Origin of the sequence: Yeosuana aromativorans (assembly GCF_014646655.1) — a bacterium.
Lineage (GTDB): Bacteria > Bacteroidota > Bacteroidia > Flavobacteriales > Flavobacteriaceae > Yeosuana > Yeosuana aromativorans.
Map to the genome: position 1 here is coordinate 651,107 of NZ_BMNR01000001.1, position 15,173 is coordinate 666,279.

11 protein-coding genes are annotated in these 15,173 nt (G+C 36.6%); 8 read left to right on the forward strand and 3 right to left on the reverse strand.

Annotation, left to right across the window (positions count from 1 at the left end; genetic code table 11):
• The first annotated feature begins 349 nt into the window (after nt 1-349).
• The 5 genes from gltB (at nt 350) to IEW94_RS02625 (ending at nt 9,037) form a co-directional block, all read left to right on the forward strand.
• A complete protein-coding gene (gltB, locus tag IEW94_RS02605) occupies nt 350-4,849 on the forward strand; it encodes a glutamate synthase large subunit (protein ID WP_229669421.1) in 4,500 nt (1,499 codons plus the stop codon).
• Between the two features lie 4 nt (nt 4,850-4,853).
• Nucleotides 4,854-6,320 carry a glutamate synthase subunit beta gene (locus IEW94_RS02610; protein WP_188649700.1) on the forward strand — a complete coding sequence of 489 codons (1,467 nt, stop codon included), beginning with the start codon at nt 4,854-4,856 and terminating at the stop codon, nt 6,318-6,320.
• Between the two features lie 163 nt (nt 6,321-6,483).
• Nucleotides 6,484-6,726: a hypothetical protein gene (locus IEW94_RS02615; protein WP_229669422.1), complete on the forward strand. Its 243-nt coding sequence runs from the start codon at nt 6,484-6,486 to the stop codon at nt 6,724-6,726.
• Between the two features lie 81 nt (nt 6,727-6,807).
• Entirely contained in the window at nt 6,808-8,400 is a 1,593-nt protein-coding gene (locus IEW94_RS02620) for a SulP family inorganic anion transporter (RefSeq protein ID WP_188649702.1), read from the forward strand.
• Between the two features lie 7 nt (nt 8,401-8,407).
• Nucleotides 8,408-9,037 (forward strand): carbonic anhydrase family protein, encoded by a 630-nt coding sequence (locus tag IEW94_RS02625; RefSeq protein ID WP_188649703.1) that lies wholly within the window; start codon nt 8,408-8,410, stop codon nt 9,035-9,037.
• A 69-nt stretch (nt 9,038-9,106) separates the two neighbouring features.
• Here the strand turns inward: IEW94_RS02625 and fbp are convergent, their stop codons facing one another.
• Nucleotides 9,107-10,114 (reverse strand): class 1 fructose-bisphosphatase, encoded by a 1,008-nt coding sequence (fbp, locus tag IEW94_RS02630; protein WP_188649704.1) that lies wholly within the window; start codon nt 10,112-10,114, stop codon nt 9,107-9,109.
• Between the two features lie 121 nt (nt 10,115-10,235).
• On the opposite strand from fbp, the gene IEW94_RS02635 reads away from it, so the two are divergent.
• The 3 genes from IEW94_RS02635 to IEW94_RS02645 all read left to right on the forward strand — a co-directional run bounded on the left by IEW94_RS02635 (nt 10,236) and on the right by IEW94_RS02645 (nt 13,902).
• Nucleotides 10,236-10,715 carry a GNAT family N-acetyltransferase gene (locus IEW94_RS02635; protein ID WP_188649705.1) on the forward strand — a complete coding sequence of 160 codons (480 nt, stop codon included), beginning with the start codon at nt 10,236-10,238 and terminating at the stop codon, nt 10,713-10,715.
• Between the two features lies 1 nt (nt 10,716).
• Entirely contained in the window at nt 10,717-11,967 is a 1,251-nt protein-coding gene (locus IEW94_RS02640) for an aspartate kinase (protein ID WP_188649706.1), read from the forward strand.
• A gap of 102 nt (nt 11,968-12,069) precedes the next feature.
• The gene (locus IEW94_RS02645; protein ID WP_188649976.1) at nt 12,070-13,902 is read left to right on the forward strand and encodes a GNAT family N-acyltransferase; all 1,833 of its coding nucleotides are present in this window, start codon (nt 12,070-12,072) and stop codon (nt 13,900-13,902) included.
• Between the two features lie 53 nt (nt 13,903-13,955).
• Here the strand turns inward: IEW94_RS02645 and IEW94_RS02650 are convergent, their stop codons facing one another.
• Nucleotides 13,956-14,324: an NINE protein gene (locus IEW94_RS02650; RefSeq protein WP_188649707.1), complete on the reverse strand. Its 369-nt coding sequence runs from the start codon at nt 14,322-14,324 to the stop codon at nt 13,956-13,958.
• A gap of 56 nt (nt 14,325-14,380) precedes the next feature.
• The gene (locus tag IEW94_RS02655) at nt 14,381-15,145 is read right to left on the reverse strand and encodes a sulfite exporter TauE/SafE family protein (RefSeq protein WP_188649708.1); all 765 of its coding nucleotides are present in this window, start codon (nt 15,143-15,145) and stop codon (nt 14,381-14,383) included.
• Between the last annotated feature and the right edge of the window lie 28 nt (nt 15,146-15,173).

The following is a 15,173-nucleotide window of genomic DNA, read 5'->3' on the forward strand; positions in this document are numbered from 1 at the left end:
TTAATTTTCATGTTTTACCCCTATTTTTTTAATGGCAAACCATTTATTTTTTGATTTTTTGATTTTTTGATAACTACACAATTGAATTATTTGCAGTTAATTTTATTATTTGGTGATATTATTGCTGACAATGGTAATTTTCTTTGCTTTTAATTAACATATTGTTATTTATCATTGATTTTTAGCGATTGAATATTTATTAAAATATCCTTATATTATTGTTATATAATTATTTTTATCTCGCTTATACATCAAAAATCGAAATAATGAAATAGCCCTTGCTATTATTTAAAATCTACTGCATATATTCGCTTTGAAAAGTAGGATTTCAAACCAAAATTTGTTGATTATGTTGAAGAAACAAGGAATGTATTTGCCAGAATTTGAACACGATAACTGTGGTGCTGGCTTTATTTGTAGTTTAAAAGGAATAAAGTCTAATGACATTATCCATAAAGCTCTGGAAATTCTTGAAAAATTAGAACACAGAGGTGCCGTAAGTTCAGATGGCAAAACGGGTGATGGTGCTGGTATTTTAATAGATATCCCTCATGATTTTTTTAAAGAAAACTGCAGTTTTAAATTACCTAAGCCAGGAAGCTATGCCGTGAGCAACGTGTTCTTGCCAAAAAGAGAAAACCAACAAACGTTTTGTATCAATGTTTTTGAAAAACATATTAAAGAACAAGGCCTTCATGTTTTGGGCTGGAGAGATGTTCCCGTTGATGTTTCAGTGTTAGGTGAATTAGCCGCCAAAACTCAACCCTATGTTAAACAAGTATTTGTTGGAAAAGAATCTTCTAAACAAGATGATTTTGAGTTTAATTTAAAATTGTTCATCGCCAGAAAAAAAGCAGAACATGAAATATATGGCTCTAAACTTTCTGAGAGTTCATTTTTCTACCTTCCTAGTTTATCAACCAAAATCATCATCTATAAAGGATTATTGGTGCCAGAAGACATTAAATTGTTCTACAAGGATTTAACCGATCCGCTATTTGTTACCAGACTTGCATTGGTGCATCAACGTTTCTCAACAAACACCTTCCCAACCTGGGATTTGGCACAACCTTTTAGATATATGTGCCATAATGGTGAAATCAATACCTTAAGAGGAAATGTGGCCAGAATGTTTTCTCGGCAAGAACTGATGAAAAGCGATTGGTTTGGGGAGGATATCAAAAACATATTACCAATAGTGCTTCCTGGAAAATCAGATTCTGCTTCTATGGATATGGTTGTTGAATTGTTACTCATGACCGGACGTTCATTGCCTGAAGTGATGATGATGCTCATTCCTGAAGCTTGGGAAAAAAATCCAGAGATGTCTGAAGCCAAAAAGGCGTTCTATGAGTTTAACTCATGTTTGATGGAACCTTGGGATGGCCCCGCTTCTATCCCATTCACCGATGGTAATTATATTGGTGCTGTACTGGACAGAAATGGTTTGCGTCCATCAAGATACACCGTTACAAAAAGCGGTTATGTTATCATGTCCTCAGAAACCGGTGTTATAGAAATTGAGCCTAAAAACGTGGAATATCACGGCCGATTAGAGCCCGGTAAAATGTTCTTGGTTGACATGAACGAAGGCCGTATTGTAAACGATGAAGAAATTAAAGAGGAAATCGCTACTAGACATCCATATAAAAAGTGGCTGGATAAGAACTTGGTACATCTTAAAGATATTCCTTATAATGATTGTCCAGTATTCTTTAACGAAGAAAACTTACTGAAAAGACAAGTTATTTTCGGTTATACAGAAGAAGACATCAAGACCATTATTTTACCAATGGCCCAAGGGGGGAAAGAACCTATTGGATCCATGGGAAGCGACACGCCGCTAGCGGTTCTGTCTGATAGACCTCAACTTATATACAACTACTTCAAACAGTTATTTGCGCAAGTTACAAACCCACCACTTGATGGTATTCGTGAAGAGCTTATCACTGATATCAGTTTGACCTTGGGCAGTGACTCTAATATCTTTGACCTTAATGAAGATCATTGTAAAAAATTAAAAATTAAAAATCCTGTTATTTCAAAACAAGATTTAGATAAAATAAAAAGCTATCAAAATCCAAACTTTAAAGTTACTTCCATCCCCATTTTATACGAAGTAAAAAAAGGACATAATGGGTTAGAGGAAGCCTTGGAAGAAACACTTTCTTCCGTTTCAAAAGCTATTGATGAAGGTACCAATATTGTAATCTTATCTGACAGAGGCGTTAATGAAACCATGGCCCCGATTCCAACGCTTTTAGCATGTTCTTATGTTAATAGTGCATTAAGAACTTTAGGAAAACGCTCTAAAGTAAGCATCATTGTGGAGTCGGCCGAGCCTCGTGAAGTCCATCATTTTGCATTATTGTTTGGCTATGGTGCCAGTGCCATCAATCCATATATGGTTAATGAAATCATTGAAAATAAAATCACAGAATTAGATACCACTATTGATACTCAAGAAGCTGTAGAAAACTATAATAAAGCAGTTGGAAAAGGCATCTTAAAAGTGATGAACAAAATAGGGATTTCAACGCTTAACTCCTATCGTGGTTCACAATTGTTTGAATGTATAGGAATCAATACGAATGTGGTCAACAAATATTTCCCAAATACCGTAACAAGAATACAAGGAATAGGCTTGCACGAAATTGAAAAAGAAATCAGCAAGCGCTACTTAAACGCTTATAAAGAACGTAACATTGCAGCCGATTTAGATTTAGAAGTCGGTGGTCAATACCGCTGGAGACGTAATGGTGAGCAACACATGTTCAATCCATTAACGGTTGCCAAATTACAGGAATCCGTTCGTAGCAATAAGCCTGATACTTATAAAGAATATTCAGAACTTATCAATAACCAGTCTAAGCATTTAATGACCATTAGAGGCTTGTTCCAATTCACTAATTACGACCCTATTTCCATTGATGAGGTGGAACCTTGGACAGAAATTGTGAAGCGTTTTAAAACAGGTGCCATGTCTTACGGCTCTATTAGTAAAGAAGCACACGAGAATTTGGCAGTGGCCATGAACCGAATTGGTGGTAAAAGCAACTCTGGAGAAGGTGGTGAAGACGAAGAACGCTTTTATAAAGATGCCAATGGCGATTGGAAAAACAGTGCCATAAAACAAGTGGCATCGGGCCGATTTGGAGTCACATCCAATTACCTTACCAATGCTTCAGAAATTCAAATTAAAATGGCTCAAGGAGCCAAGCCAGGTGAAGGTGGGCAATTACCAGGACCAAAAGTAAACCCAAGCATTGCCAAAACAAGAAATTCAACGCCATACGTAGGACTGATTTCTCCACCACCTCATCACGATATTTATTCCATTGAGGATTTATCACAATTGATATACGATTTAAAATCTGCCAATCGTGATGCCAGAATCAATGTGAAACTGGTTTCAGAAGTTGGAGTAGGTACAGTTGCTGCTGGGGTTTCAAAAGCAAAAGCTGACGTGATTTTAATTTCAGGTCACGATGGTGGTACCGGTGCATCTCCATTAACATCGCTTAAACATGCTGGATTGCCTTGGGAATTAGGCCTGGCTGAAGCACAACAAACCTTGGTGATGAACGATTTAAGAAATCGTGTGGTTTTAGAATGTGATGGCCAGTTAAAAACTGGGCGTGACGTTGCGATTGCTTGCTTGCTTGGGGCCGAAGAATTTGGCTTTGCCACAGCGCCTTTGGTAGCGTCAGGCTGTATCATGATGCGTGTATGCCACTTAAATACATGCCCTGTTGGTATTGCCACTCAAAACCCAGAATTGCGCAAAAAATTTGAGGGCAAACCAGAACACGTTGTTAACTTCATGTATTTTGTAGCACAGGAGTTGCGTGAAATTATGGCAAAACTTGGATTTAGAACCGTTAACGAAATGGTCGGCCAAGTTCAAAAACTCAATAGAAATAATGCCATTGAACATTATAAGGCTTTAGGTATTGATTTAACACCTATTTTACATAGAGTTCCGGTTGCTCCTAATACCAAATTATACAATACAGAGAAGCAGGATCATCATATGGAAAAATCGTTGGATTTTAAAATTATAAATAAAGCACATCCGGCTCTTTTCAGAAAAGAAAAAACCGTTTTGGATTTCAAGATATGCAACATGGACAGAACCACGGGAGCCATTTTAAGTAATGAAATTTCTAAGATTTATGGTGCACAAGGCTTACCTGAAAACACCTTAAAAATAAACTTTACAGGGTCTGCTGGTCAAAGTTTTGGAGCCTTCTCAACACATGGCCTTACCCTAGTGGTTAGCGGTAACACCAATGATTATTTAGGGAAAGGGTTGTCTGGTGCGAAATTAATCATCAAAGTTCCTGAAGAAGCAACCATTGTTCCTGAGAAAAACGTCATTGTTGGAAACGTGGCCTTATATGGAGCCACTGCTGGTGAAGCCTATATCAATGGAAAAGCAGGGGAACGTTTCTGTGTAAGAAACTCAGGGGCTAAAGCCGTTGTTGAAGGTATTGGTGACCATGGTTGTGAATATATGACCGGAGGAACTGCTGTTATTCTTGGAGAAGTAGGCCGTAATTTTGGTGCCGGTATGAGTGGTGGTATTGCCTATGTCTATGATACTAACAAGACCTTCAAAAAACATTGCAATACTGAAGGCTTAAACCTTGATCCAGTTACCGAAACGGAGGATATTGCAACATTAAAAGGCTTAATAGAAAATCATTACAATGCTACATTAAGTCCGTTGGCACAGCGCATCTTGGAAAAATGGGAGGCTGAATTACCAAAATTCATCAAAGTGCTTCCAGAGGAATACAGACAAGCTTTAATCAGATTAGAAAAAGAAAATCTTATAACACTTTAAGACTATGGGAAAGATCACAGGATTTTTGGAATATGAAAGAGAAGTAGAACAGTATGAGCCTGTTGAAAACAGGGTCAACAACTACAAGGAATTTACCATTCCAATGGAAGAAAAAGCCCTTAAAAACCAAGGTGCTAGATGTATGGACTGCGGTATCCCCTTTTGTCATAGTGGTTGTCCACTAGGGAATTTAATACCAGATTTCAATGATAATGTTTACAAAGGCAAATGGAAAGAGGCTGCTAAAATTTTGCACTCAACCAATAATTTCCCAGAATTCACGGGGAGATTATGCCCAGCTCCTTGTGAAGAAGCTTGTGTGCTTGGCATCAATGAAGACCCTGTTACCATTGAAAACATTGAAAAAAATATTGTTGAAACCGCCTTTAAAGAAGGTTGGATTACGGCACAACCTCCGCAGACCAGAACAGGCAAATCGGTTGCCGTAATAGGTTCTGGACCATCAGGCTTGGCGGCTGCCCAACAACTCAATAGAGCTGGTCATTTAGTAACCGTTTTTGAACGGGATGCCAAAGTAGGCGGTTTATTGCGTTTTGGAATTCCCGATTTTAAAATGGAAAAACACGTTATTGATAGACGTGTGGCCGTTTTAGAAGAAGAAGGTATTACCTTTAAAACCAATGCCCATGTTGGGAAAAACATTAGTGTTGAAACACTTAAAAATGAGTTTGATGCCATTGTGTTATGTGGTGGTGCAACTGTAAGACGTGGCATTCCTATAAAAGGCGCGCATTTAAAAGGCGTGCATCAAGCCATGGACTTTTTAAAACAAAATAATCAACGTGTTAGTGGTATCACTGATTTTGATGAAGTTTTAACGGCCAAAGACAAACATGTTATTGTTATTGGTGGTGGTGACACAGGATCAGACTGTATAGGAACATCCAATCGTCATGGCGCAAAATCCGTGACCAATTTTGAGATTCTTCCAAAGCCAACCACAGGAAGGCCGGCGAATCAGCCATGGCCTTACTGGCCTATGCGTTTACGTACCAGCTCATCCCACAAAGAAGGTGTAGAACGCTTTTTTAGTATTTCAACCAAGGAATTTTTAGGTGATAAAGACGGTAATTTAACAGGGTTGATCACTACTGAAGTGGAATGGGTATTTAAAGATGGCGAACGTCCTCAATTAAAAGAAATACCAAACACTGAAAAGCATTGGGATTGTGATTTGGTTTTATTGGCACTTGGGTTTACCGGAGCTGAAACCACACTTGTTGAGCAACTTGGTTTAGAAACAGATTTTAGGACAAATATCAAATCTAATATCAAAAATTATATGACCAACGTGCCTGGTATTTTTGTAGCTGGAGATATGCGCAGAGGTCAATCATTAATTGTTTGGGCTATTTCTGAAGGCAGACAGGCTGCCCATCATGTAGACTCCTATTTAATGGGGCATTCTAATTTGCCTTTAAAAGATGACAACGATTTGCCTAGGGTTTAAACACTCTAGGCTTTACAACAAAAACTTGCAAGCGTATAATACCGCTGTTTGAGAAGTTTTAATTTTTTTTAACAACTTTGTTTTTATAAAGCAGTAAATTTGCCGTCTTGATTAAATAATAATGAAAAAAAACACAATAGCAATCTTACTAACTGTATTGTTTATGGCGCTTATTTCAGCCCCATCAATAATTGTTGCTATTGATGATTCTGTTGATACGTCCATATTTTATGGTATTACAGAAGAAGAAAGTCAAACCTTTAAATTAACCTTGACAAAAGGGTTTAGTGAGTTAGAAAATTTCTTCGTTTCACCTAACAAACAATATTCTGGGTATCAGCACAAAACTTATCCCAAACCACACTTAAACCTTATCTCTCCGCCACCGGAACTTCGCATATTATAATTCTATCAGCTTTATTAAAGCTCAACTTTTAAATTTTTAACAACATTTAGATTTTTTCTAAATGCATAAAATTATTATAATATGTTTAAATATATTAAAAATGACTTGCCAGCGAGTATAGTCGTCTTTTTTGTAGCATTACCGTTATGTTTAGGTATTGCTTTGGCTAGTGGCGCTCCATTATTCTCAGGAGTTATAGCCGGAATTATCGGAGGTATTGTCGTGGGCTCATTGAGTGGCTCAAAAATTGGTGTTAGCGGTCCTGCCGCAGGTTTGGCAGCCATAGTCTTAACCGCCATTGGAACATTGGGTGGTTATGAAAACTTTTTAGTAGCTGTCGTGTTGGGAGGCATCATCCAACTGATATTTGGAGTTTTAAAAGCAGGTGTTATAGGCTACTATTTCCCATCTTCTGTTATAAAAGGGATGTTAACCGGTATTGGTATCATCATTATTTTAAAGCAAATTCCTCATTTTTTTGGGTATGATGGCAATCCAGAAGGGTCTTGGTCATTCATACAAATTGATGGTGAAAATTCCTTTTCGGAATTAATCAATATGATTAACTACATCAAACCAGGTTCGGCTTTAATTGGTTTAATTGGTCTAGGTATCTTAATTTTTTGGGATAAAGTTCTATCTAAAAAGCACAAGTTTTTTCAGGTTATTCAAGGACCATTAGTGGCTGTTATTATTGGAATTGTTTTTTATGCCTTAACACAAACAAATACAATTTGGGGGATTTCTCCAACTCATTTGGTAAGTGTCCCTATTCCAGAAGATGCCATATCATTCTTAAACCAATTTAGTTTTCCTAATTTTAATGCTATTACAAACCCTGAGATATGGATTACGGCTTTTACCATTGCGCTAGTTGCCAGTTTAGAAACACTTTTATGTGTTGAAGCAACCGATAAATTAGACCCACACAAAAATGTGACCCCAACAAACAGGGAGCTATTGGCCCAAGGAACAGGCAACATCATTTCAGGACTAGTTGGTGGATTACCCATTACACAAGTCATTGTTAGAAGTTCTGCCAATATTCAATCCGGTGGACGAACCAAGTTTTCGGCTATATTTCATGGGTTTCTTTTATTGATATCGGTTATCTTAATTCCAAGGTTACTCAACATGATTCCATTATCTGTTTTGGCTGCCATCTTATTGGTGGTTGGTTATAAATTGGCCAAACCGTCCTTGTTCAAAAAAATGTATGGATTGGGTTGGAAACAATCCATTCCCTTTTTTGTTACCGTAATAGGGATTATCTTTACAGATTTACTTGTCGGAATTAGTTTAGGGCTTTTGGTTGGTGTTGTGGTCATCCTTCTAAAAAGTTATCAAAATTCGCATTTTCTTCATATTGAGGATAAAAGCAATGGAAAGCACAAAATAAAAATGACGCTTGCCGAAGAAGTCACCTTTTTTAACAAAGGTGCTATTTTAAAGGAATTGGAACGTCTTCCAATAGATACTTATTTAGAAATAAATTTGATGAAAACCAGATATTTAGACCACGATATTATAGAAATTCTAGATGATTTTGCATTTAAAGCAAAAGAACGTAACATTGATATCAAGTTAGTATCAAAACGCGGTGTTGTAGAAAATCCACCAAGTTTTATTGGCTTCTTCAAGGAAAGACCAAAATCAACATTAAGTTTAAGTTAAAAAACACATGAAAGCACATACAAGAGAAACACAGGCAACCATGACGCCTCAAAAGTCATTACAATTTTTAAAAGAAGGAAATCAAAGATTTCAAAACAATTTAAAAGCCAATAGGAATTTACTGGAACAAGTTAACGATACCAGTGACGGTCAATTTCCGTTTGCAACCATTTTAAGCTGTATCGACTCAAGGGTATCGGCCGAGTTGGTTTTTGACCAAGGTCTGGGCGATATTTTTAGTGTTAGGATAGCCGGTAATTTTGTAAACGAAGACATCCTTGGAAGCATGGAGTTTGCTTGTAAACTGGCCGGCACAAAACTCATTGTTGTTTTGGGCCACACCAGTTGTGGCGCCATAAAAGGAGCCTGCGATGACGCCAAACTTGGAAATTTAACCGCCATGCTTAGCAAAATAAAACCTGCTGTAAAAGCGGTTAAAGAACCCATGGATTCCAGTTTAAGGAATTCCAAAAATCAGGAATTTGTTGATAATGTATCAAAAATGAACGTTCAATTAACTATTGATAGAATTCATGCCGAAAGTCCTGTACTTAGTGATATGGAAAAAAATGGAGACATCATGATTATTGGCGCCATGTATGACATTAACACGGGTGCCGTTACTTTTTTTGAATAATCACTAGAAAATAAATTGAAAAAGAAAACGTCTAAAAGCGGTATTGATTTAAAAGGCAATGCCGCTTTTTTATTGTGCGTCTCTCATAAATTCCTCAACTTTTTCAACCATATTTTTACTTCCGCAAACAAACGGAACACGCTCGTGTAGTTCTGTTGGTTGTATATCCAAAATCCTTGTAAACCCATCACTTGCTTTTCCGTTAGCCTGCTCGGCAAGAAAAGCCATCGGGTTACATTCATACAACAACCGCAATTTACCATTGGAATTTAAGGAGCTCTTTGGATACAGATAAACACCGCCTTTTATCATATTTCTATGGAAATCTGACACCAAAGACCCAATATATCTTGATGTATATGGTCTGTCCCCTTCTTCTTTTTGGCAATATTTTATATAGTTTTTTATGCCTTGTGGAAAATGGATATAATTTCCTTCATTTACTGAATAAATATGGCCGTTTTCTGGGAATTGCATGTTGGGGTGTGACAAATAAAATGTTCCAATGGCAGGGTTAAGTGTAAACCCATTCACACCATGACCGGTAGTGTAAACAAGCATCGTAGACGTTCCATAAACCACATAACCTGCAGCCACTTGTTGATTCCCTCTCTGTAAAAAATCCTCAATGGTAACGGGTGTTCCAATGGGTGTTACCCTCCTGTAAATGGAAAAAATAGTCCCCACCGATACATTTACATCAATATTTGAAGACCCATCCAAAGGATCTATCAAAACAACATATTTATTTTGATGGTTCTCGTCTTGACTGTTAATAGAAATGAAATCATCTTCTTCCTCGCTGGCAATGCCACAAACTATATTTCTATTGGTAAGCGTTTGAATAAACTTCTCATTGGCATACACATCCAGTTTTTGTTGGTCTTCACCTTGAATATTAACATCGCCGGCAGCTCCAATAATATCAACTAATCCGGCTTTATTAACCTCATGGTTCACTACTTTTGCCGCTAAGCGAATAGAATTGATAAGACTTGACAATTCCCCTGATGAATACTTAAAAGCAGCTTGGTTTTCTATAATAAATTCACCTAATGTTTGTTTTTTATTGGCCATGAATACTGTTGATTTGTTTGTGCAAATATCTACCTTTTTTAAATGAACTACAACGTTTTAGTGCAATAATGCCATATTTATATAACGAACTTTACGTTATCTTTGAATCAAATTTCAAAATATGACTTTTACAATTAGAGATGCCGTTAAAAATGATATGCCTCAGGTATTAAAGCTTATTAATGAATTGGCCGTATTTGAAAAAGAACCCGATGCCGTTGAAGTTACCGTGGACGATTTAGAGCAAGACGGTTTTGGCAACAATCCGGCTTTCCATTGTTTTGTTGCAGAAGTAAATAATAAAATTGAAGGCATGGCTTTGGTTTACCAACGCTATTCTACTTGGAAAGGCAAAACAATACACCTTGAGGATTTAATAGTTAGCGAAGCTATGAGAGGTTCAGGTATTGGATCTGCTTTGTTGGATGAAGTTGTTAAATACGCCCATCATTTGGGAGTGAAACGGATTAATTGGGAAGTACTGGACTGGAATGAGCCCGCCATTGTTTTTTATGAAAAAAAAGGTGCTAATGTAATGCGTGATTGGAACGTTGTACATTTAGATGAGCAAGGCATTAAAAATTACATTTCAAAATTATAACATGCAAGTATTTAAATTTGGAGGTGCTTCAATAAAAGATGCCAATGGTGTTAAAAATTTAGCATCGGTTTTGCAAAAAGTTGGTTACGCAAAGACCTTGATAGTGGTTTCTGCCATGGGAAAAACAACAAACGCCTTGGAAGTGGTAATCAACAACTACTTTGATAACAAAAGTGAATTGCAAAGTTCGTTACAGGATGTAAAAAAATATCACAATGCCATTCTTTTGGACTTATTTGAGAATGAGGATACAGCGGTTTTTAAAAATGTGTCCAATTTATTTGATGAATTGAATCGGTTTTTAAACAGTAACAAATCACCCGATTATAATTTTGTATATGACCAAATAATCGGTTATGGTGAATTGGTTTCCACAACCATAATAAGCCATTATTTAAATGACATTGGATTAAAAAACAATTGGTTGGATGTAAGAGACTATATAAAAACCGATACTTATTACAGAAGGGCAAACGTCAATTGGGATGAGACTCAACGCTTAATAAGTTCTCAATTTAACACCGCAAACTTAAATATAACCCAAGGTTTTTTGGGTAGTGATTCCAATAACTTTACCACATCGCTTGGCAGAGAGGGCAGTGATTATACGGCCGCTATTTTTGCCTATTGCCTGAATGCCGAAAGTGTTACCATTTGGAAAGATGTTCCAGGTGTATTGAATGCTGACCCACGATATTTTGAAAATGCCCAACTGCTTCATAACATATCTTACAGAGAAGCCATTGAGCTGGCTTTTTATGGTGCCTCTGTTATTCATCCAAAAACACTACAACCCTTACAAAGAAAAGAAATTCCGTTGTTTGTAAAATCTTTTTTGAATCCTGAAGCCCCAGGAACAAAAGTTGGTAAGGGCGTCCCCTTAAAACCCAATATTCCTTGTTTTATAGTCAAAAAAAATCAGGTGTTGATTTCACTGTCTTCTTTAGACTTTTCCTATATAGTTGAAGAAAATATTAGCGAGATTTTTGGCTTGTTGCATTTATATAAAATGAAAGTTGATGTCATCCAAAATTCGGCCATTAGTTTTTCGGTGTGTGTTGATAATATCTATAAAAACCTAGATAAATTATTGCAGCATTTAAAAGCCAAATTCAAGGTTACCTGTCATGAAAACGTATCGCTTTATACTATCAGAAACTATAACGAAACTGCTATTCAGCAGCTAGAACAAGGTAAAACTATTTTGCTCAAGCAGTTAACACAAGGAACCATCCAAATTGTAACAAAATAAGTAATTATAATGTTGCCTAGTCTGTCTTTTTAACAACTTTAACCATGTGTTTGCTCTGTTATTTGAGTGTATAAAATAAAAAAAATGATTAGGTTTGTAGGTATGACCAAAAAAGTTGATGTAGGATTAGTCTCTGCTAAAGAAATAGCCAAAGTAATAAATGTTGATGGCTATGGCTTTATTGGAACCTTTTTAGGTTGGCTGCTCATGAAGTTGCTCAAAATATCCACACTCAATAGAATTTACAAAAAAAATAAGCATCTTGAAAACCTTACTTTTTTAAACAGTATTCTAGATGATTTTGAAATAAAATTTGAAATCCCCGAAGAAGATTTAAAACGCCTACCCAAAGAAGGTCCCTATATCACCATTTCCAATCATCCGTTAGGCGGTATTGATGGTATTTTGCTATTAAAGCTCATGCTTGAACAGCGCCAGGATTTTAAAATTATAGCCAACTTTTTATTGCACCGCATAGAACCATTAAAACCTTACATCATGCCTGTTAACCCATTTGAAGACAGAAAAGATGCTAAGTCCAGTATTACTGGTTTTAAAAACGCCTTATTGCATTTAAAAGAAGGACATCCGCTTGGAATTTTCCCTGCAGGGGAAGTATCAACCTATCGCGACGGAAAACTTGTGGTTGACAGACCTTGGGAAGAAGCTGCCATGAAATTGGTTAAAAAAGCCGAAGTGCCCGTGGTTCCTATCTACTTTCATGCAAAAAACAGTCGGTTGTTTTATAAACTATCCAAAATAAGTGATACGTTAAGAACCGCCAAATTGCCTTCGGAACTATTAACCCAAAAACGCCGAATTATAAAAGTAAGAATAGGAAGGCCCATTTCGGTTGCCGACCAAAAAGAACATGCAACCCTTGAAGAGTTCTGTGATTTTTTACGACGAAAAACCTATATGCTTTCCAATTCATTTGAAGATAAATTTAAAATTTTTGATAATCTCTCATCAACGCTCAAGGTCACGAAAATACCCAAACGCATCGTAACTCCTATCTCAAAAGAGCTAATGACCAAAGAGGTCAACGCACTTCGAGATAAAGACTGTAGGTTGTTACAAAGTAAAAACTATGAAGTGTTTTTGGCCAAAGCCGATAACATTCCAAACATTCTGAGAGAGATTGGAAGGTTGCGTGAAATTACTTTTAGGGAAGTAGGCGAGGGCACCAACGAATCCATTGACCTAGACCAATTTGACACCTATTACCACCACATGTTCCTTTGGGACGATGAGGCCAAATTAATTGTTGGCGCATACCGAATGGGATTGGGTTCCAGGATTTTTGCGCGTTTTGGCATTGATGGTTTTTATCTGCAAGACTTATTTAGGTTTGAACCCGAATTGCATAAAATGATGAGCCAATCCATTGAAATGGGTCGTGCCTTCATCATAAAAGACTACCAACAAAAACCAATGCCGTTATTTTTACTTTGGAAAGGTATTGTACATACAACCCTTCGTTTTCCAGAGCATAAATATTTAATTGGCGGCGTGAGCATTAGTAACCAGTTTTCAAAATTCTCTAAATCGTTGATGATTGAGTTTATGAAATCACATTACTACGACCCGTACATTGCGCAGTATGTGCACCCAAAAAAGGAGTTTAAAGTCAAGCTTAAAGATGCCGATAAGGATTTTGTGTTTGATGAAACCGAAGCCGACCTCAATAAGTTTGATAAAATAATTGACGAAATAGAACCAGGAGCATTGCGCCTGCCTGTACTCTTAAAAAAATACATTAAACAAAATGCTCGTTTGGTAGCCTTTAACGTAGACCCTTTGTTTAACAATTCGGTTGATGGCTTAATGTACATTAAAATTGCCGATTTGCCCGAAAGTACCGTGAAACCCGTGATGGAAGAATTCCAAGCCGAGCTGGAACGGAAGTTTATGGAGAATAACGGAGAGGATTAAGAAAAAAAAGCCCGAAATTTAATTTCGGGCTTTTTTGTTTTTTCCATTTTTTATTAAAACCAGGGCTTTTTACCTACTTGATAGGTATTGTAAAACTCCTCATCTGATTTGGTGAGGTAAATAATCCCTTCAATTAAGCCTAAAACACTCATCACCCAGCCTGCCATTCCACAGGTAAGGATGCCCAGTATCAAGGTAATTACAAGGATAATAATACCTTCTTTAGTATATCCCAACACAAATTTATGGATTCCAAAAACTCCTAAAATAATGGCCAGAACACCTGCCAATATTTTTTTGTTGTTCCCCGTAAAGGTTTCCTTAGCATTTTCTGTAAATTCTGAAGCCGATTCTTTGGCTTCGTCTGCAAATTCTTTGGCCTTATTTTTAAGGTCGTCTGTTTCGTTTTTTTCTTCTGCCATGATTGGTTATAATTTGGTTTGACCATTAAAAGTAATAAAAAAACAGCATACAATGGCTATCTAAAGAACAAGATGATACCCCCAATGGCTGTTACTATTAAAATAAATCGCCTATAATTTACATTTGAAATCAACTTTACAATGGAAACACCTATAAAAAAACCAAGAATCACAATAGGAACCAATACCGAATTTAAAACAAGTGATTCTACAGTAACCGTTTTCCAAATAAGAATGTGAAAAGGCAGTTTAAATAGATTGATGATAAAAAACAACCAGGCTGCTGTGCCAATAAACTCATTTTTTGGAAACCGCATGGTCAAAAAATACAGGTTTGATACGGGGCCTGCTAAATTTCCAATCATTGTGGTAAAGCCCGTTAAAAATCCCGTAATCCATGAAAACAATTTATTATTGGGAATCTTGGTTGATTTTCTGTTTTCTGAGATAAACATAAGAATGACCGAGCCAATGATAATAATAGCCATGAGTCTTTTAAAAAGCATTTCAGAAATATCGTTTCCCAACCAAACGCCTACCAAAACGCCGACTATCATCATGGGCAATAACTTAAAGATATATTTCCACTGTGCATGCCGATTGTAATAGATAACCGCTAAAATATCAGCACTAATCAACATAGGAAGCAGCACGCCTGTAGATTCCTTTTCTCCAAAAACAAATGCCAAAATCACAACTATAATGATGCCAATACCTTTTATGCCGGCTTTTGATAAACCTAATAAAAAAACAGCTGTGCCAACTGCAATCCACTGTAATGCTGATAACTGGTAGGATTGGAGAATTTCTAGATAAGTCAAATGGAATAAAGTTTATGGAATTTATAAA